A 17,272-nucleotide genomic window follows, 5' to 3' on the forward strand; every position below is an offset into this window, starting at 1 on the left:
GGCAGGTTGCCCCATTGCTGTTTGCCGGCGCTGGCGGGCAGGGACGGAAGACGCAGTACGGACGCGGTCGTTGCGGACACGGGCGGCTCACGGTCGTGACAAAAGGCCGGGAATTGTAGCGGGGCTTGCTGGTCAATGTCAGTCGCGACAGGCGCGCATTGCTCATGCCCGCGCGCGCCGTCATAATGTAGCCCCTTTTTTCAGCCCCTACATGTGGAAGGTACTGCCCGTGACTCAGAAGCCCGACCAGTGTCTCGGTGAATGGATCGATCGTGAAGCCCTCGCGGAAGCGATGATTCCGCTGATTGGTCAGCTCTACCGCAACAACAATGTGGTGACCTCGATCTATGGCCGCGGTCTGATCAACCGCTCGGTGATCGACATCCTCAAGGCCCACCGTTTCGCCCGCCATCGTCTGGAAGGCGAAGCCGAACTGTCGGTGCATGACACCTTCCCCATGCTCAAGGCCATGAGCGAGCTCAAGCTGGGCGCCGCCTCCGTGGACCTGGGCAAGCTGGTCGCCAAGTACAAGGCCGAGGGCGCCGGGCGCGGCGTCGAGCAGTTCGTCAAGGACGAGCTGGCCGACGTGGTCGGCAAGCAGAACGGCGCCGGTCGCGAAGGCACCGACGTGGTGCTGTACGGCTTCGGCCGCATCGGTCGCCTGCTGGCACGTATCCTGATCGAGAAGACCGGTGGCGGCGACGGCCTGCGCCTGCGCGCCATCGTCGTGCGCAAGGGCGCCGACAACGACCTGGTCAAGCGCGCCAGCCTGCTGCGTCGCGACTCGGTACACGGCAAGTTCGATGGCACCATCACCATCGACGAGGAGCACAACACCCTCACCGCCAACGGCAACCTGATCCAGGTGATCTACGCCAAGTCGCCGGCCGAGGTGGATTACACCCAGTACGGCATCAAGAACGCCCTGCTGGTGGACAACACCGGCGTATGGCGCGACGCCGACGGCCTCGGCCAGCACCTCAAGTGCCCGGGCGTCGACCGCGTGGTGCTGACCGCGCCGGGCAAGGGCGCGCTGAAGAACATCGTGCACGGCATCAACCATGGCGAGATCACCCCGGACGACAAGATCATCTCCGCGGCCTCCTGCACCACCAACGCCATCGTGCCGGTGCTCAAGGCGGTCAACGACAAGTTCGGCATCGTCAACGGCCACGTCGAAACCGTGCACTCGTACACCAACGACCAGAACCTGATCGACAACTTCCACAAGGGCAGCCGCCGTGGCCGTAGCGCCGCGCTGAACATGGTGATCACCGAGACCGGTGCCGCCACCGCCGCCGCCAAGGCGTTGCCGGTGCTCAAGGGCAAGCTGACGGGCAACGCCATTCGCGTGCCGACGCCGAACGTGTCGATGGCCATCCTCAACCTGAATCTGGAGAAGGCCACCACGCGCGAGGAGATCAACGAGTACCTGCGCCAGATGGCCATGCACTCGGATCTGCAGAAGCAGATCGACTTCGTCAGTTCGCAGGAAGTGGTGTCCACCGACTTCGTCGGCTCGCGCCATGCCGGTGTGGTCGATGCCGAAGCCACTATCTGCAACGACAACCGCGTCGTGCTCTATGTCTGGTACGACAACGAGTTCGGCTACAGCTGCCAGGTGGTGCGCGTGATGGAAGACATGGCTGGGGTCAACCCGCCGGCCTTCCCGCGCTAAGCGCCAGGGGTAATAAAGAACGGGAGCTTCGGCTCCCGTTTTTTATTGGCCGGCCAGCAGCTGGTCGCGCAGTTTGTCGGACAGACCGTCGGGCGCCAGCCAGATGCCCAGGTAGGCGTCGGCCAGCTCGGGGTTGGCGCTGCGAAAGGCGGTTTCGCCATTGCGCAGCAGGCGCAGGCCCTGCTCGCGGTCGTAGTCGAGGGCGTAGCGGTCGCCGGGGCGGATGTCCTTGAAGGTCGCGTGCAGGGCGTCCAGTTCATCGCGCAGGGCGGCCAGGCGTTGGGCGTCGAGCTGGCGTTCGAGGGTGAGCCAGGCGGCCTTGATCACATCGCTGCGCGCGATGTTGCGGAAGTAGTAGAGCTCCAGGCGTTTGGCGTGCGGGCCGTTCAGTGCCTCGCGCGGGCTGATGCCGTTGGGGGTGTAGAGCGCGGCGGCGTAGACGTCGGCCCACAGGTAGGTGAGCACCGCCTGGTTCTTGCGTTCGAGCTGCGCCACCTGCGGGGCGAAGGCCGCTTCGCGCAGGCGCAGGTCGCTGTTGGCCAGCAGCAACGGGCTGGCGAGAGTCAGGAGGAGGGCGAGCAGAGCGCGCGGCATGGCGGCTATCCCCGGGCTGAAAAGGCTCTACTTAATTGCGCCGAAGGCTGATCCGGGTCAAGTCGCGATCTGTTGCGCGCTGTTACCGAAAAGTCAAAAAAAGCAAGCGCTTGGGTGGCCAGCCTCGGGGGGCGTCTTTATAATCAAGCGGATTTTTTACCCAGGTTCGGCATCATCATCCACGCCAATAATGCATCGGCGTGGTTGAGTCTATTAGACCTTCGGCTGCTGCCCCTGTCCTATAAAAAGCTTTCTAAATCAGTGGTTAGGCAAACCTATGATCAAACTAAAGCATGGGCTCGATTTGCCCATAACGGGTGCGCCGGCACAGCGTATCGAGGCCGCCAGGCCCGTGCGCAGTGTCGCCGTCATCGGCTTCGACTATCACGGGATGAAGCCGACGATGGAAGTGCAGGTCGGTGATCGGGTCAAGCTCGGTCAACTGCTCTTCACCGACAAGAAGACCCCCGGCGTGCGTTACACCGCACCGGCTGCCGGCGTGGTCAGCGCCATTCACCGCGGCGAGAAGCGCGTGCTGCAGTCGCTGGTGATCGATATCGACGGCGACGAGCAGGAAACCTTCGCCCAGTACCCGGCCGCTCAGCTCGATGCGCTGAGCGACGCCCAGGTGCGCGAGAACCTGCTGCAGTCCGGCCTGTGGACCGCGCTGCGCACGCGTCCGTTCAGTAAGGTGCCGGCCATCGATGCCGTGCCCAGTTCGATCTTCGTCACCGCCGTCGACACTCATCCGCTGGCCGCCGATCCGGCCGTGGTGATCGCCGAGCATGCCGCCGATTTCGAAAACGGTCTGAAAGTGCTGGGCAACCTGGCCAAGGTCTTCCTGTGCAAGGCCGATGGCGCCAACCTGCCCGGCGAGACGCTGGCCAAGGTGCAGAGCGAGGCCTTCGCCGGCCCGCATCCGGCCGGCCTGCCGGGTACCCACATTCATTTCCTCGACCCGGTCGGCGCCAGCAAGAGCGTGTGGCAGATCGGCTACCAGGACGTGATCGCCGTGGGCAAGCTGTTCACCACCGGTCAGCTGTTCGTCGAGCGCGTGGTCGCGCTGGGCGGTCCGGTCGCCGAGCAGCCGCGTCTGCTGCGCACCCGTCTGGGCGCCAACCTGGAAGAGCTCACCGCCGGCGAACTCAAGCCCGGCTTCAATCGGGTGATTTCCGGCTCGGTGTTCGGCGGGCGTACCGCTCAGGGCGCCTTCGCCTTCCTCGGCCGCTACCACAACCAGGTGTCGTGCCTGGGCGAGGGCAACGACCGCGAGATGATGCATTACCTGCGTGCCGGGGTTAACAAGCACTCGGTGCTGAACATCTTCGTCTCCAAGCTGGCCGGCGCCAAGCTGTTCAACTTCACCACCACCACCAACGGCAGCCCGCGCGCCATGGTGCCGGTAGGCAACTACGAAGCGGTGATGCCGCTGGACATCCTGCCGACCCAACTGCTGCGCTACCTGATCGTCGGCGACACCGAGATGGCCCAGAAACTGGGTTGCCTGGAACTCGACGAAGAAGATCTGGCGCTGTGCACCTACGTCTGTGCCGGCAAGTACGAATACGGCCCGATCCTGCGGGATAACCTCAGCCGCATCGAGAAGGAGGGTTAAGCCATGGGCATTCGTGCATTCCTCGACAAGATCGAGCACAACTTCGAGAAGGGCGGCAAGTACGAGAAGTGGTACGCCCTCTACGAGGCCATCGACACCTTCTTCTACCGCCCCGGCAGCGTGACCAAGACCACCGCCCACGTGCGTGACGGCATCGACCTCAAGCGCATGATGATCACCGTGTGGCTGTGCACCTTCCCGGCGATGTTCTTCGGCATGTGGAACACCGGCTACCAGGCCAACCTGATCTTCGCCCAGAGCCCCGAGCTGCTGGCGAGCCAGGAAGGCTGGCGCTTCGCCCTGATCGGCTCGCTGGCCGGCTTCGATCCCAGCAGCCTGTGGGACAACTTCGTCCAGGGCGCGGCCTGGTTCCTGCCCGTCTATGCGGTGACCTTCATCGTCGGCGGCTTCTGGGAAGTGCTGTTCGCCTCGATCCGCAAGCATGAGGTCAACGAGGGCTTCTTCGTCACCTCCGTGCTGTTCGCCCTGATCCTGCCGCCGAGCATTCCGCTGTGGCAGGTGGCCCTGGGCATCAGCTTCGGCGTGGTGATCGGCAAGGAAGTGTTCGGCGGTACCGGCAAGAACTTCCTCAACCCGGCGCTGACCGGCCGTGCCTTCCTGTTCTTCGCCTACCCGGCGCAGATGTCGGGCGATGCGGTGTGGACCGCGGTGGACGGCTTCGCCGGCGCCACCTCGCTGAGCCTGGCGGCTTCCGGCGGCGTGGAGAACGTGATCAACCACGGCATCACCTGGATGGACGCCTTCGTCGGCACCATTCACGGCTCGCTGGGCGAGACCAGCACCCTGGCCATCGCCGTCGGCGGCCTGGTGCTCTTGATCACCAAGATCGCCGCCTGGCGCATCGTCGCCGGCGTGATGCTGGGCATGATCGGCCTGTCCCTGCTGCTCAACGCCATCGGCTCGACCACCAACCCGATGTTCGCCATGCCCTGGTACTGGCATCTGGTGGTGGGCGGCTTCGCCTTCGGCATGTTCTTCATGGCCACCGACCCGGTGTCGGCCTCCATGACCAACACCGGCAAGTGGATTTTCGGCGCCCTGATCGGCGTGATGGTGGTGTTGATCCGCGTGGTCAACCCGGCCTTCCCCGAGGGCATGATGCTGGCGATCCTGTTCGCCAACCTGTTTGCACCGCTGATCGACCACTTCGTCGTTCAAGCCAATATCAAGCGGAGGCTGGCACGCAATGTCTAGTCAAAAAGAATCCACCGTCCGCACCCTGACGGTGGCCCTGCTGGTGTGCCTGGTGTGCTCGGTGTTCGTCGCCGGCGCCGCCATCGCCCTGAAGCCGACCCAGGTGGAAAACCGCCTGCTCGACAAGCAACGCAGCATTCTGGCCATCGCCGGTCTGGGCGAGGCGGGCATGTCCGCGGCCAAGGTCAAGGAGCTGTTCAACAGCACCATCACCGCCAAGCTGGTGGACCTGGAGAGCGGCAAGTTCTCCGATGCGCACAACCCGATCACCTTCGATCCGCTCAAGGCGTCCAAGGACCCGAGCCTGTCCAGCGTGCTGAAAGGCAGCGATGACATCGCCGGGATCAAGCGCCAGGAGCGTTTCAGCACCGTGTACATGGTGGAGAAGGACGGCCAGGTGGAAACCCTGATCCTGCCGGTGCGCGGCTACGGCCTGTGGTCGACCCTGCACGGCTTTATCGCGGTGAAAGGGGATCTGAACACCGTGGTGGGCATGGGCTTCTACCAGCACGGCGAGACCCCCGGTCTCGGCGGCGAGGTGGACAACCCGAAGTGGAAGGGCCAGTGGCCTGGCAAGACCCTGTTCGACGACAACGGCGAGTTGGCCGTGGAAGTCGTCAAGGGCAGCGTCGATCCGCAGGGTCCGAAGGCCGCGCACCAGGTCGACGGCCTGGCCGGCGCCACCCTCACCGGCAAAGGTGTCGACAACCTGCTGAAGTTCTGGCTCGGCCAGAACGGCTTCGGTCCGTTTATCGCTAACCTGCGTGCAGGGGAGGCCTGATCATGTCGCAGCCGACTATTAAAGAAGTCCTGCTCAATCCGATCTTCAACAACAACCCCATCGGCCTGCAGATCCTCGGGATCTGCTCGGCCCTGGCGGTGACCTCGAACCTGCAGACCGCGCTGGTGATGTCCGCCGCGCTGACCCTGGTGACCGGTTTCTCCAACCTGTTCATCTCGCTGATCCGCAGCCAGATCCCCAGCTCGATCCGCATGATCGTGCAGATGGTGATCATCGCCTCCCTGGTGATCGTGGTGGATCAGGTGCTCAAGGCCTACGCCTTCAGCCTGTCCAAGCAGCTCTCGGTGTTCGTCGGTCTGATCATCACCAACTGCATCGTGATGGGCCGCGCCGAGGCCTTCGCCATGCAGAACCCGCCGGTGCTGTCGTTCTTCGACGGGATCGGCAACGGTCTCGGCTACAGCGCCATGCTGATCGCCCTGGGCGTGATCCGCGAGCTGTTCGGCGCGGGCAAGCTGATGGGCTACGAGATCTTCTCGGTGGTCAACGACGGCGGCTGGTACCAGCCCAATGGCATGCTGCTGCTGCCGCCTTCGGCCTTCTTCCTGATCGGTCTGTTCATCTGGGGCATCCGCGCCTGGAAGAAAGACCAGGTTGAGAAGAATGCCTACAAGATGGCGCCTCAGGTATCCAACAAGGAGGCCTACTAATGGAGCATTACATCAGCCTGTTCGTCCGTGCGGTGTTCGTCGAGAACATGGCGCTGGCGTTCTTCCTCGGCATGTGCACCTTCATCGCCATCTCCAAGAAGGTGGAAACCGCCATCGGTCTCGGTATCGCCGTGGTGGTGGTGCTGGGTATCACCATGCCGGTGAACAACCTGATCTACACCAACATCCTCAAGGATGGTGCCCTGGCCTGGGCCGGCCTGCCTGAGGTGGACCTGTCCTTCCTCGGCCTGCTGACCTTCATCGGCGTGATCGCGGCCATCGTGCAGATCCTGGAAATGACCCTGGATAAGTACGTGCCCTCGCTGTACAACGCCCTCGGTGTGTTCCTGCCGCTGATCACCGTGAACTGCGCCATCATGGGTGGCTCGCTGTTCATGGTCGAGCGCGACTACAACCTGGCCGAGAGCACCGTCTACGGCGTCGGTGCCGGCGTCTCCTGGGCACTGGCCATCGCTGCGCTGGCGGGCATTCGCGAGAAGCTCAAGTACAGCGACGTGCCGGCTGGCCTGCAGGGTCTGGGCATCACCTTCATCACCATCGGTCTGATGTCGCTGGGCTTCATGTCCTTCTCCGGCGTGCAGCTGTAAGGAAAGGATGAGCAGATGATCAATTACGAAATCTTCCTCGCCATCGGCATGTTCACCGCCATCGTTCTGGCGCTGGTGCTGATCATTCTCGCCGCGCGCGCCAAGCTGGTGTCCAGCGGCGACGTGAGCATCGAGATCAACGGCGAAAAAACCATCGTGGTCCCGGCCGGCGGCAAGCTGCTGCAGACCCTGGCCGACAACAACGTGTTCCTGTCTTCCGCCTGCGGCGGCGGCGGCACCTGCGCCCAGTGCAAGTGCATCGTCGAATCCGGCGGCGGCGAGATGCTCTCCACCGAAGAGTCGCACTTCACCAAGCGCGAGGCCCGCGAGGGCTGGCGCCTGTCCTGCCAGACCCCGGTCAAGCAGGACATGAAGATCGAGGTGCCGGAAGAAGTCTTCGGCGTGAAGAAGTGGGAGTGCACCGTCGAGTCCAACCCGAACGTGGCCACCTTCATCAAGGAGCTGACGCTCAAGCTGCCGGAAGGTGAGAACGTCGACTTCCGCGCCGGTGGTTACGTGCAGCTGGAATGCCCGCCGCACACCGTGTACTACAAGGACTTCGACATCCAGGAGGAGTACCGCGGCGACTGGGACAAGTTCAACCAGTGGAAGTACGTGTCCAAGGTCGACGAGACCGTGATCCGTGCCTATTCCATGGCCAACTACCCGGAAGAGCGCGGCCTGGTGAAGTTCAACATCCGTATCGCCTCGCCGCCCCCCGGCAAGGACGATCTGCCGCCGGGCAAGATGAGTTCCTACGTGTTCAGCCTCAAGCCGGGCGACAAGATCACCGTGTACGGCCCCTTCGGCGAGTTCTTCGCCAAGGACACCGACGCCGAGATGGTCTTCATCGGTGGTGGTGCCGGCATGGCGCCGATGCGTTCGCACATCTTCGACCAGCTCAAGCGCCTCAAATCCAAGCGCAAGATCAGCTTCTGGTACGGCGCGCGCTCCATGCGCGAGGCCTTCTACGTCGAAGAGTACGACCAGCTGCAGGCCGAGAACGACAACTTCAAGTGGCACCTGGCGCTGTCCGACCCGCTGCCTGAAGACAACTGGACCGGCCTGAAAGGCTTCATCCACAACGTGCTGTACGAGAACTACCTGAAGGACCACCCGGCTCCGGAGGATTGCGAGTTCTACATGTGCGGCCCACCCATGATGAACGCCGCGGTGATCAAGATGCTGACCGACCTGGGCGTCGAGCCGGAGAACATTCTCCTCGACGACTTCGGCGGCTAAGCATGAGCTTTGCGCTACTCCAGCCCGTTATCGCTGTCGCCCTGGCGGCAGCCCTAACGGGCTGCTTGCATTCTAAACGGATCGAAGAGTTCGGCGGCCCGACCATGGGCAGCACCTATTCGGTCAAGTACGTGCGCAGCGACGGCGTGGCGGCGCAGGCCGAACTCAAGGCGGCGACCGAGGCGATCCTCGCCGAAATCGACCAGCAGATGTCCACCTACCGCGCCGACTCGCTGATCGAGCAGTTCAACCGCGCCCCGGCCGGCACCTGCCAGGCCATGCCGCCGGGGGTGCTGGAGCTGGTGCGCGCCGGCAATCGCCTGCATGCAGAGAGCCAGGGCTCGTTCGACCTGACGCTGGAGCCGCTGCTCGACCTCTGGGGCTTCGGTCCCAAGGGGCAGGGCGAGGCGGTGCCGAGTGCCGCGCAGCTGGCCGCGGTGCGCCAGCGGGTCGGTCAGCAGCACCTGCGCATCGACGGCGAGCGGCTGTGCAAGGCGGTCGACGTACAGGTCGACTTCAACAGCATCGCCGCCGGCTATGCGGTCGACCGCATCGTCGCCCGCCTGGCCGAACTGGGCGTCACCAGCTACCTGGTGGAAGCCACCGGCGAGCTCAAGGCGGCCGGCCTCAAGCCCGACGGCAGCCATTGGCGCATCGGCCTGGAGGCGCCGCGCGACGACCAGCGGGTGGCCCAGCGCATCCTCCAGCTCGACGGTTACGGCATCTCCACCTCGGGCGATTACCGCAACTACTTCGAGGAAAACGGCCAGCGCTACTCGCACACCCTCGATCCGCTGACCGGCATGCCGGTCAATCACCGGCTGGCGGCGGTCACCGTGGCCGATCCATCGACCTTGCGCGCCGATGGCTTGTCTACCCTATTGATGGTGCTCGGTCCCGAGGCTGGTCTGGCCTTCGCCGAGCGCAACGGTATCGCGGCGTTTTTCGTGACGCGTGAGGGCGAGGGCTTCGTCACACGCGGCAGCACCGCATTCGAGCAGCTATTCGCTGCAGGAGAGGAACAATGACTTTCTTGGTAGTTTTCCTGGCCATGCTGCTGGTCGTCGGCATGATGGCCGTGGGCGTGATCATGGGCCGTAAGCCGATCGCCGGTTCCTGCGGCGGCATCGCCAACCTGGGCATCGAGAAGGAATGCTCGATCTGCGGCGGTAGCCGCGAGAAGTGCGAAGAGGTCAACCGCGACCCGGCCGAGGCGCCGCGCACCGATCTGGCCTACGACGCGAGCAAGCGCTGATCCCCGTTTGATTGATTGCCGGCGCCGCCCGTGCGGTGCCGGCCCTGCCGCGGCTGCGCCATGCGCGCCCCGGTCTGATGCGAAGGAGTAAACATGGCGGTCTACAACTACGATGTGGTGGTGCTGGGCTCCGGGCCAGCGGGCGAGGGCGCGGCGATGAACGCGGCCAAGGCCGGGCGCAAGGTGGCAGTGGTGGACAACCGTCCGTTGGTCGGCGGCAACTGCACCCACCTCGGCACCATCCCGTCCAAGGCGCTGCGCCACTCGGTGCGGCAGATCATGCAGTTCAACACTAACCCGATGTTCCGCCAGATCGGCGAGCCGCGCTGGTTCTCCTTCCCCGACGTGCTCAAGAGCGCGGAGAAGGTGATCGCCAAGCAGGTCACCTCGCGCACCGGCTACTACGCGCGCAACCGCATCGACACCTACTTCGGCACCGCCAGCTTCGCCGACGAGCAGACCGTGGAAGTGGTCTGCCTCAACGGCGTGGTGGAAAAGCTGGTGGCCAAGCAGGTGGTCGTCGCCACCGGTTCGCGCCCCTACCGCCCGGCCGACGTCGACTTCCGTCACCCGCGCATCTACGACAGCGACACCATCCTCAGCCTCGGTCACACCCCGCGCCGGCTGATCATCTACGGCGCCGGGGTGATCGGCTGCGAATACGCCTCGATCTTCAGCGGCCTGGGCGTGCTGGTGGACCTGATCGACAACCGCGATCAGCTGCTCAGCTTCCTCGACGACGAGATCTCCGACGCACTCTCCTATCACCTGCGCAACAACAACGTGCTGATCCGCCACAACGAGGAGTACGAGCGCATCGAGGGCCTGGAGAACGGGGTGATCCTGCACCTCAAGTCCGGCAAGAAGATCAAGGCCGACGCGCTGCTCTGGTGCAACGGTCGTACCGGCAACACCGACCAGCTGGGCCTGGAGAACATCGGCATCAAGGTCAACAGCCGCGGGCAGATCCAGGTCGACGAGCACTACCGCACCGAGGTCAGCAACATCTACGCCGCCGGCGACGTGATCGGCTGGCCGAGCCTGGCCAGCGCCGCCTCCGACCAGGGCCGTTCGGCGGCCGGCAGCATCGTCGACAACGGCAGCTGGCGTTTCGTCGACGACGTGCCGACCGGGATCTACACCATTCCGGAGATCAGCTCGATCGGCAAGAACGAGCGCGAACTGACCCAGGCCAAGGTGCCCTACGAAGTGGGCAAGGCCTTCTTCAAGGGCATGGCGCGGGCGCAGATCGCGGTGGAGCCGGTGGGCATGCTGAAGATCCTGTTCCACCGCGAGACGCTGGAAGTGCTGGGCGTGCACTGCTTCGGCTACCAGGCCTCGGAGATCGTGCATATCGGCCAGGCGATCATGAACCAGAAGGGCGAGGCGAACAGTATCAAGTACTTCGTCAACACCACCTTCAACTACCCGACCATGGCCGAGGCCTATCGGGTGGCGGCGTTCGACGGCCTCAACCGGCTTTTTTGAGCGGCTCCGGCCGGTGGCCTGAGCCGGTCGGGGAGACGGGCTGGGAGGATGCTTCCGAGTGGCGCTGGCCGAATCGGGAGAGCTTCTAGCGCACCAGGCGGCAAGACGAAAAAACCGGCCATTGGCCGGTTTTTTCGTTCTCGGGCGTTGCTTGTACGGGGCCTGGCGCGAGGGCATCCCCGGATTGCATCCGGGCTACGCGGGGTAAAGCCGCCGATCCTCAGCCGCGCAGGGTCTGCACCGCCAGGCCGGGGAAGTCGGTGATGATGCTGTCGGCGCCGAAGTCGGCGAGGCGGCGCATCAGCGCGGCGTCGTTGACCGTCCACACCGACACGTGCAGCCCCTGTTTCTGGGCCTTGAGCAGGCGCTCCGGGGTGCACAGCGTCCAGTTCAGCGCGAGCAGGTGACAGTCGTAATGGGCGGCCACCTTGAGCGGGTCGAGCCAGGCGTATTCGGCCACCAGGCCCAGCTGCAGCTGCGGGGTCAGCTCGCGGGCAGCCTTGAGCACCTCGCGCGAGCTGGAGGTGATGGTCACCTGCTCGCGCAGGCCGAAGCGCTCGGCCAGTTCGGCGATGGCCAGCACGGTGCGCGCGGCGCGCACCTTGGAGGCGCTCTTCACTTCCAGCTGCCAGTGGGCGAAGCGGCACTGCTCGAACAGTTGTTCCAGGCGCGGAATAGGGCAGGGACGCACCCAGCCGGGGCCGCCCTTGCGCGCGTCGTATGTCGCCAGTTCGGCGGCGTCGTGCTCGACCACCTTGCCGCGCAGGCCGGTGGTGCGTTTGAGGGTCGGGTCGTGAATCACCATCAGCTCGCCGTCGCGCGACAGGTGCAGGTCCAGCTCGCAGCGCTCGACGCCGTGCTCCAGGCAACGCTGGAAGCTGGCCAGGGTATTTTCCGGGGCTTCGCCCTTGGCGCCGCGATGGCCGTAGATAAGGGTCACTGTTGCTCCTTGGCGGGGTCCAGATGGCGCGGCCGGTGGTGGCGCACGCTGTTGATCACGTGGTCGTATTCGAAGTAGACGCTGAACTCGCGGTAGTCCCAGCGGGTGATCGGCGGCTGACCGACCGGCCGGTGTTCCTCGTCGGCCAGGCCGAAGCGCTCCAGCACCGAGCCTTTGGACTCGCCTTTTTGCGGCAGGTTGCGCGCATCGAGATCGGCGCCCTGGCTGCCCAATGGAATGGTCAGGGTGTCGGCGAGCAGGGCGGTAGGGGCGAGCAGGGCGAGCAGTAGCACGAAGCGATACATGAGGGTTCCTTGGCGGCGGTCATTCGCGGGCCTGGCGACGTTCCAGGGCCTGCTTCTGCAGGATATGCCGGGCCAGCAACTGGCGCTGTGCGTCGGTCAACGCTTCGAACTCGGTGCCGATCTCGTACTGGCCGTTCGCACGCGGGCGGCAATGCACCACCTGGGCGCGCAGCAGCAGGCCGAGGGCCTGCGGCATCAGCACCATCTTGATCGCCAGGTGGCTGCCGGGCGCCACGGCCTGGCCATGGTTGAAGCTGATGCCGCCTTCGGACAGCGACACCTGGCGCGGCACGCCGATATCGCGCAGCAGGCTCTGCGCCACGGCCTGGCCGAGCAGGTCGATGCGCTTGTTGATCACCTTGAGGTAGTTGGCCAGGGTGCGGTCGCGCTCGCTGATATGGCGCAGCAGGTGCTGCGACTCGAAGTCCATCAGGTGCAGGTCGCTGAGCAGGTTGAACAGCGGCGAGGTATCGTGAAGCGCGTCGCTGGCCTGGGCTTCGGCCCCCGATAACAGGCTGAATTCCAGTGCTATCGTGTCGTCGATACGATAGTATTCGCGGCGATCATCTTCATCGTGTGTCGACATGGCGAACCCATGGCAGCAGTGGTGGTCTGAGTGTAAAGCTGCTCGCCGGGCCCTGCCACAAGGACGTTCCTCTTTCTCCGAATCCTCCCCGACATGTTCAGACCTCTGTTCGTATTCATCGGTACGCGCTACACGCGGGCCAAGCGCCGCAACCATTTCGTTTCCTTCATCTCCCTGACCTCCATGCTCGGCCTCACCCTCGGGGTGATGGTGATGATTCTGGTGCTGTCGGTGATGAACGGTTTCGACCACGAGATGCGTACCCGGGTGCTGGGCATGATTCCCCATGCCACGGTCGAGTCGGCCACCCCGGTGAGCGACTGGCCGTCCCTGGCGCGTCAGGTCGAGCGCCACCCGCGGGTCGAGGCGCTGGCGCCCTTCACCCAGATGCAGGGCCTGCTGACCCACCAGGGCAAGGTGCAGAAGGTGCTGATCAATGCCGTCGATCCCGAGCAGGAGCGCAAGGTGTCGATCATCGACGACTTCTTCCAGCAAGGCAGCCTCGACAGCCTGCAGCCGGGCGAATTCGCCATGGTCATCGGTGACAAGGCGGCGGCCAAGCTCGGGCTGCAACTGGGCGACAAGGTCACCTTCGTCGCCCCCGAGGTCACCGTCACCCCGGCCGGCATGTTCCCGCGCCTGAAGCGCTTCACCGTCACCGGCATCTTCCATGTCGGCGCCGGCGAGATCGACGGCGCCCTGGCCCTGGCCAATATCAGCGACCTGGCGCGCCTGCAGCGCTGGCGCCCGGATCAGGTGCAGGGCCTGCGCCTGAAGTTCGACGACCTGTTCCAGGCGCCGCGCAGCGCCTGGGAAATCGCCCAGACCCTGGATGGCGACTTCTATGCCCGCGACTGGACGCGCAGCCACGGCAATCTGTACCAGGCCATCCGCATGGAGAAGACCATGATCGGCCTGCTGCTGCTGCTGATCGTCGCGGTGGCCGCGTTCAATATCATTTCCACCCTGGTGATGGTGGTCACCGACAAGAAGGCCGACATCGCCATCCTGCGCACCCTGGGCGCCACGCCGCGGCAGATCATGGCCATCTTCATGGTCCAGGGCACGGTGATCGGCGTGGTCGGCACCCTGATCGGCGCCGCGCTGGGCATCCTCGCCGCGCTCAATATCAGCAGCCTGATCGCCGGCCTGGAAAGGCTGCTGGGGATCAAGTTCCTCAACGCCGACGTGTACTTCATCGACTACCTGCCTTCGCAGCTGCAGACGGCCGACGTGGTCATGGTCTGCACCGCGGCGCTGTTCCTGAGTTTCTTCGCCACCCTGTACCCGGCCTGGCGCGCCGCGCGTACCCAGCCGGCCGAGGCCCTGCGTTATGAATGACCTGACCAACGAAAATGCCATGCAACAGCAGACCGCCGTGCTCAGCTGCCGCAACCTGGGCAAGCGTTACGACGAGGGCCCCGAGTCGGTGGTGGTGCTCGACGGCCTGGAGCTGGAACTGCTGGCCGGCGAGCGGGTGGCCATCGTCGGCAGCTCCGGCTCGGGCAAGAGCACCCTGCTGAACATGCTCGGCGGCCTGGATACGCCCAGCGCGGGCAGCGTCTGGCTGGCCGGCGAGCAGCTGTCGGCGCTGAGCGAAACGGCCCGCGGCCTGCTGCGCAACCGCGCGCTGGGCTTCGTCTACCAGTTCCATCACCTGCTGGCCGAATTCACCGCACTGGAAAACGCCTGCATGCCGCTGCTGATCGGCAAGACGCCGATCGCCGAGGCGCGCCAGCGCGCCACCGCACTGCTGGAGCGGGTCGGTCTGGGCCATCGCCTCAATCACAAGCCGGCCGAACTCTCCGGCGGCGAGCGCCAGCGCGTGGCCATCGCCCGCGCCCTGGTCAACCGCCCGGGGTTGGTGCTGCTCGACGAGCCCACCGGCAACCTCGACCACCACACCGCCGAAGGCATCCAGCAGCTGATGCGCGAGCTCAGCCGCGATTCCAACACCGCGTTTCTGGTGGTGACCCACGACATGCAGCTGGCGCGGCAGATGGATCGCGTGCTGAGCCTGCAGGACGGCAAGCTGGTGGCCCTCTGATGTTCCGCCCGCTGAGTCTCTTCATCGGCGCCCGCTACACCCGGGCCAAGCGCCGCAATCACTTCATTTCCTTTATCTCGCTGACCTCGATGATCGGCCTGGGCCTGGGCGTGCTGGCGATGATCGTGGTGCTGTCGGTGATGAACGGCTTCCAGAAGGAAATGAGCTCGCGCATCCTCGGCATGGTGCCGCACGCCACGCTCTACGGCGCCGAGCCGGTCGCCGACTGGCGCGCCCTGGCCGGCAAGGCCCTGGCCAATCCCCAGGTGCTGGCGGCGGCGCCGTTCGCCGAGCTGGAGGGCATGCTCTCGCACCGCGGGGTGATGCAGCCGATCCAGATCCACGGCATCGACCCGGCCGAAGAGGCCCAGGTGTCGATCCTGCCCGGGCATATCCGCCAGGGCAGCCTGGACAACCTGCAGCCGGGCGAATACGGCGTGGTCATCGGCGACATCACCGCACGGCGTTTCGGCCTGCAGGTGGGCGACAAGCTGACCCTGATCATTCCCGAGCTGAGCAGTGCCCCCGGCGGCGTCACCCCGCGCATGCAGCGGTTGAACGTGGCGGCGGTGTTCAAGGTCGGCGCCGAACTGGACAGCTCGCTGGCGCTGATCCACGTCGCCGACGCCGCCACGCTGCAGCGCCTGCCGGAGGGCAGCGTGCCGGGCGTGCGCCTGGCGCTCCAGGACCTGTACCAGGCGCCGCAGGTATCCACGGCGCTGGCCGCGCAACTGGGCGAGGGCTACCGCGCCGACGACTGGACCCACACCCAGGGCAGCCTGTTCAGCGCGATGAAGATGGAGAAGACCATGATCGGCCTGCTGCTGCTGCTGATCGTCGCGGTGGCGGCGTTCAACATCATCGCCACGCTGATCATGGTGGTGGCCGACAAGGGCGGCGACATCGCCATCCTGCGCACCCTGGGCGCCACGCCGCGGCAGATCATGGCGGTGTTCATGGTCCAGGGCACGGTGATCGGCGTGGTCGGCACCCTGGTCGGCACCCTGCTCGGCGTGCTCGCCGCGCTCAACGTCAGCGCCCTGGTGGCCTGGCTGGAATCCTTCGCCGGCCAGCAGGTGCTGAGCTCGGACGTCTACTTCATCAGCAGCCTGCCGTCGGACCTGCAGTGGCTCGACGTGGCGCTGATCTGCTCGGCAGCGCTGATCCTCAGCTTTCTCGCCACCCTCTATCCCTCCTGGCGGGCGGCGCAGGTGCAGCCAGCCGAGGCGCTACGCTACGAGTGAAAGCAAAAAAGCCGTCGAATCCGACGGCTTTTTTTCTAGCTCAACGCTGCTCGCGCTGGCGTCGATTTTCCTGGCGCTTGCGCCAGCTGTGCTGCACCCACCAGCGCCAGTAGAGCATGGTCAGCACATAGCCCAGAACGGCGAGCACCAGGCCGGAGACGAACGAGCCGATCAGCAGCGGCTTCCACAGGATGGCCAGCTCGGCGGTGATCCACTCCAGGCTCAGGTGGCTGGGCATCTTCATCGCCGGGGTCTGGGTGATCCAGGCGCCGAGCTTGTAGGTGCAGTAGAACACCGGCGGCATGGTGATCGGGTTGGTCAGCCACACCAGGCCGATGGAGATCGGCAGATTGGCCCGCAGCGGGATGGCGACGGCGGCAGCGGCGAGCATCTGCATGGGCATGGGGATCATCGCCCAGAACAGGCCGATGGCCATGGCGCGGGCCACCGAATGGCGGTTGAGGTGCCAGAGGTTGGGGTCGTGGATCAGGCTGCCGAGAAAGCGCAGGGATTTGTTGCCCTTGATGCTGTCGGGATGGGGCATGTAGCGCTTAAATAAACGACGCGGCATGAAGAGTCTCTGGGCAGGCTGAAGCGCCGGTATTATGCACAGATTCATGACCGTTCGCTTTCTTAAGATTGTGACAGCGGGTGAGCGCTGCAAGGGTTTGCCAGGCGCTTTCGGACGAGGGAATGAGCATGCGCACAGGGATGTTGGCGCTGGCCGCGGGCTTGCTGTCGCTGCGATTTCTGCCGCAGTTGCCGCCGGGATGGCTGCTGGCGCTGCTGGCCGGCGCCGGGCTGCTGTTGTTGCTCTCGCGGCTCTATTTCATCGGCTGCTTTCTGCTCGGCCTGGCCTGGGCCTGCTGTTCGGCGCAGTGGGCCCTGGACGATCGCCTGGCGCCGGCGCTGGACGGCCGCACCTTGTGGCTGGAGGGGCGGGTGGTCGGCCTGCCGGAGGTCGGCGAGGGCGTGGTGCGTTTCCAGCTGGAGGGCGCCCATT

Annotated in this window: 19 protein-coding genes; 14 read left to right on the forward strand and 5 right to left on the reverse strand. The window is 65.1% G+C overall.

The features are described from left to right. Positions 1-211: 211 nt before the first annotated feature. Positions 212-1,678 carry a glyceraldehyde-3-phosphate dehydrogenase gene (locus N878_RS20965; RefSeq protein ID WP_082457908.1) on the forward strand — a complete coding sequence of 489 codons (1,467 nt, stop codon included), beginning with the start codon at positions 212-214 and terminating at the stop codon, positions 1,676-1,678. A gap of 42 nt (positions 1,679-1,720) precedes the next feature. Here the strand turns inward: N878_RS20965 and N878_RS20970 are convergent, their stop codons facing one another. After that, positions 1,721-2,272 (reverse strand): chalcone isomerase family protein, encoded by a 552-nt coding sequence (locus N878_RS20970; RefSeq protein ID WP_021445494.1) that lies wholly within the window; start codon positions 2,270-2,272, stop codon positions 1,721-1,723. 277 nt (positions 2,273-2,549) lie between these two features. On the opposite strand from N878_RS20970, the gene N878_RS20975 reads away from it, so the two are divergent. The 9 genes from N878_RS20975 (at position 2,550) to sthA (ending at position 11,147) form a co-directional block, all read left to right on the forward strand. After that, positions 2,550-3,887, forward strand: coding sequence for a Na(+)-translocating NADH-quinone reductase subunit A (locus tag N878_RS20975; protein ID WP_031303643.1), 1,338 nt, complete (start codon positions 2,550-2,552; stop codon positions 3,885-3,887). Positions 3,888-3,890: 3 nt separating this feature from the next. Then, complete coding sequence (locus N878_RS20980) at positions 3,891-5,102, forward strand: NADH:ubiquinone reductase (Na(+)-transporting) subunit B (RefSeq protein WP_021445496.1); 1,212 nt, start codon at positions 3,891-3,893, stop codon at positions 5,100-5,102. Then, entirely contained in the window at positions 5,095-5,883 is a 789-nt protein-coding gene (locus tag N878_RS20985) for a Na(+)-translocating NADH-quinone reductase subunit C (protein ID WP_031303644.1), read from the forward strand. Before N878_RS20980 ends, N878_RS20985 begins: the two co-directional genes overlap by 8 nt. Next, positions 5,880-6,554 (forward strand): NADH:ubiquinone reductase (Na(+)-transporting) subunit D, encoded by a 675-nt coding sequence (locus tag N878_RS20990; RefSeq protein ID WP_177342921.1) that lies wholly within the window; start codon positions 5,880-5,882, stop codon positions 6,552-6,554. Before N878_RS20985 ends, N878_RS20990 begins: the two co-directional genes overlap by 4 nt. Further along, entirely contained in the window at positions 6,554-7,162 is a 609-nt protein-coding gene (gene nqrE / locus N878_RS20995) for an NADH:ubiquinone reductase (Na(+)-transporting) subunit E (RefSeq protein WP_021445499.1), read from the forward strand. Before N878_RS20990 ends, nqrE begins: the two co-directional genes overlap by 1 nt. Positions 7,163-7,177: 15 nt before the next feature. Further along, the gene (nqrF, locus tag N878_RS21000) at positions 7,178-8,404 is read left to right on the forward strand and encodes an NADH:ubiquinone reductase (Na(+)-transporting) subunit F (RefSeq protein ID WP_021445500.1); all 1,227 of its coding nucleotides are present in this window, start codon (positions 7,178-7,180) and stop codon (positions 8,402-8,404) included. Between the two features lie 2 nt (positions 8,405-8,406). After that, on the forward strand, positions 8,407-9,432 hold the full coding sequence (locus tag N878_RS21005; protein WP_082457909.1) for an FAD:protein FMN transferase: 1,026 nt from the start codon (positions 8,407-8,409) through the stop codon (positions 9,430-9,432). Continuing rightward, complete coding sequence (nqrM, locus tag N878_RS21010) at positions 9,429-9,659, forward strand: (Na+)-NQR maturation NqrM (protein ID WP_021445502.1); 231 nt, start codon at positions 9,429-9,431, stop codon at positions 9,657-9,659. The genes N878_RS21005 and nqrM overlap by 4 nt, the downstream gene beginning before the upstream one ends. Positions 9,660-9,752: 93 nt before the next feature. Further along, positions 9,753-11,147, forward strand: coding sequence for a Si-specific NAD(P)(+) transhydrogenase (gene sthA / locus N878_RS21015; RefSeq protein WP_021445503.1), 1,395 nt, complete (start codon positions 9,753-9,755; stop codon positions 11,145-11,147). A gap of 220 nt (positions 11,148-11,367) precedes the next feature. Here the strand turns inward: sthA and N878_RS21020 are convergent, their stop codons facing one another. From N878_RS21020 to N878_RS21030, 3 genes are read right to left on the reverse strand one after another with little or no spacing between them, the layout of a single operon-like run. Then, positions 11,368-12,087 carry a glycerophosphodiester phosphodiesterase gene (locus tag N878_RS21020; RefSeq protein WP_021445504.1) on the reverse strand — a complete coding sequence of 240 codons (720 nt, stop codon included), beginning with the start codon at positions 12,085-12,087 and terminating at the stop codon, positions 11,368-11,370. After that, positions 12,084-12,392, reverse strand: a complete 309-nt coding sequence (locus N878_RS21025) for a hypothetical protein (protein ID WP_021445505.1) — start codon at positions 12,390-12,392, stop codon at positions 12,084-12,086. The genes N878_RS21020 and N878_RS21025 overlap by 4 nt, the downstream gene beginning before the upstream one ends. Before the next feature lie 19 nt (positions 12,393-12,411). Then, entirely contained in the window at positions 12,412-12,978 is a 567-nt protein-coding gene (locus N878_RS21030) for a PilZ domain-containing protein (protein WP_021445506.1), read from the reverse strand. 93 nt (positions 12,979-13,071) lie between these two features. Between N878_RS21030 and N878_RS21035 the strand changes: the two genes are divergently transcribed. The 3 genes from N878_RS21035 to N878_RS21045 are packed head-to-tail and all read left to right on the forward strand — an operon-like array spanning position 13,072 to position 16,269. Beyond that, positions 13,072-14,319: a lipoprotein-releasing ABC transporter permease subunit gene (locus N878_RS21035; protein WP_021445507.1), complete on the forward strand. Its 1,248-nt coding sequence runs from the start codon at positions 13,072-13,074 to the stop codon at positions 14,317-14,319. A gap of 19 nt (positions 14,320-14,338) precedes the next feature. Beyond that, positions 14,339-15,025, forward strand: a complete 687-nt coding sequence (gene lolD, locus N878_RS21040) for a lipoprotein-releasing ABC transporter ATP-binding protein LolD (RefSeq protein WP_177342919.1) — start codon at positions 14,339-14,341, stop codon at positions 15,023-15,025. Continuing rightward, positions 15,025-16,269, forward strand: coding sequence for a lipoprotein-releasing ABC transporter permease subunit (locus tag N878_RS21045; protein ID WP_021445509.1), 1,245 nt, complete (start codon positions 15,025-15,027; stop codon positions 16,267-16,269). Before lolD ends, N878_RS21045 begins: the two co-directional genes overlap by 1 nt. A gap of 40 nt (positions 16,270-16,309) precedes the next feature. On the opposite strand, the gene N878_RS21050 is transcribed toward N878_RS21045, so the two are convergent. Continuing rightward, entirely contained in the window at positions 16,310-16,840 is a 531-nt protein-coding gene (locus tag N878_RS21050; protein WP_031303645.1) for a DUF2062 domain-containing protein, read from the reverse strand. A 128-nt stretch (positions 16,841-16,968) separates the two neighbouring features. On the opposite strand from N878_RS21050, the gene N878_RS21055 reads away from it, so the two are divergent. Next, a partial coding sequence (locus N878_RS21055) for a DUF4131 domain-containing protein (RefSeq protein ID WP_177342920.1) occupies positions 16,969-17,272 on the forward strand: 304 nt, incomplete at its 3' end.

The organism is Pseudomonas sp. EGD-AK9, assembly GCF_000465935.2.
Lineage (GTDB): Bacteria > Pseudomonadota > Gammaproteobacteria > Pseudomonadales > Pseudomonadaceae > Aquipseudomonas.

What these genes read in the sequence shown, in the direction of transcription:
- N878_RS20965 (WP_082457908.1), top strand. Translation starts at nt 212, where the DNA reads ATGTGGAAGGTACTGCCCGTGACTCAGAAGCCCGACCAGTGTCTCGGT.
- N878_RS20970 (WP_021445494.1), bottom strand. Translation starts at nt 2,272, where the DNA reads ATGCCGCGCGCTCTGCTCGCCCTCCTCCTGACTCTCGCCAGCCCGTTG.
- N878_RS20975 (WP_031303643.1), top strand. Translation starts at nt 2,550, where the DNA reads ATGATCAAACTAAAGCATGGGCTCGATTTGCCCATAACGGGTGCGCCG.
- N878_RS20980 (WP_021445496.1), top strand. Translation starts at nt 3,891, where the DNA reads ATGGGCATTCGTGCATTCCTCGACAAGATCGAGCACAACTTCGAGAAG.
- N878_RS20985 (WP_031303644.1), top strand. Translation starts at nt 5,095, where the DNA reads ATGTCTAGTCAAAAAGAATCCACCGTCCGCACCCTGACGGTGGCCCTG.
- nqrE (WP_021445499.1), top strand. Translation starts at nt 6,554, where the DNA reads ATGGAGCATTACATCAGCCTGTTCGTCCGTGCGGTGTTCGTCGAGAAC.
- nqrF (WP_021445500.1), top strand. Translation starts at nt 7,178, where the DNA reads ATGATCAATTACGAAATCTTCCTCGCCATCGGCATGTTCACCGCCATC.
- N878_RS21005 (WP_082457909.1), top strand. Translation starts at nt 8,407, where the DNA reads ATGAGCTTTGCGCTACTCCAGCCCGTTATCGCTGTCGCCCTGGCGGCA.
- nqrM (WP_021445502.1), top strand. Translation starts at nt 9,429, where the DNA reads ATGACTTTCTTGGTAGTTTTCCTGGCCATGCTGCTGGTCGTCGGCATG.
- sthA (WP_021445503.1), top strand. Translation starts at nt 9,753, where the DNA reads ATGGCGGTCTACAACTACGATGTGGTGGTGCTGGGCTCCGGGCCAGCG.
- N878_RS21025 (WP_021445505.1), bottom strand. Translation starts at nt 12,392, where the DNA reads ATGTATCGCTTCGTGCTACTGCTCGCCCTGCTCGCCCCTACCGCCCTG.
- N878_RS21030 (WP_021445506.1), bottom strand. Translation starts at nt 12,978, where the DNA reads ATGTCGACACACGATGAAGATGATCGCCGCGAATACTATCGTATCGAC.
- N878_RS21035 (WP_021445507.1), top strand. Translation starts at nt 13,072, where the DNA reads ATGTTCAGACCTCTGTTCGTATTCATCGGTACGCGCTACACGCGGGCC.
- lolD (WP_177342919.1), top strand. Translation starts at nt 14,339, where the DNA reads ATGCAACAGCAGACCGCCGTGCTCAGCTGCCGCAACCTGGGCAAGCGT.
- N878_RS21045 (WP_021445509.1), top strand. Translation starts at nt 15,025, where the DNA reads ATGTTCCGCCCGCTGAGTCTCTTCATCGGCGCCCGCTACACCCGGGCC.
- N878_RS21050 (WP_031303645.1), bottom strand. Translation starts at nt 16,840, where the DNA reads ATGCCGCGTCGTTTATTTAAGCGCTACATGCCCCATCCCGACAGCATC.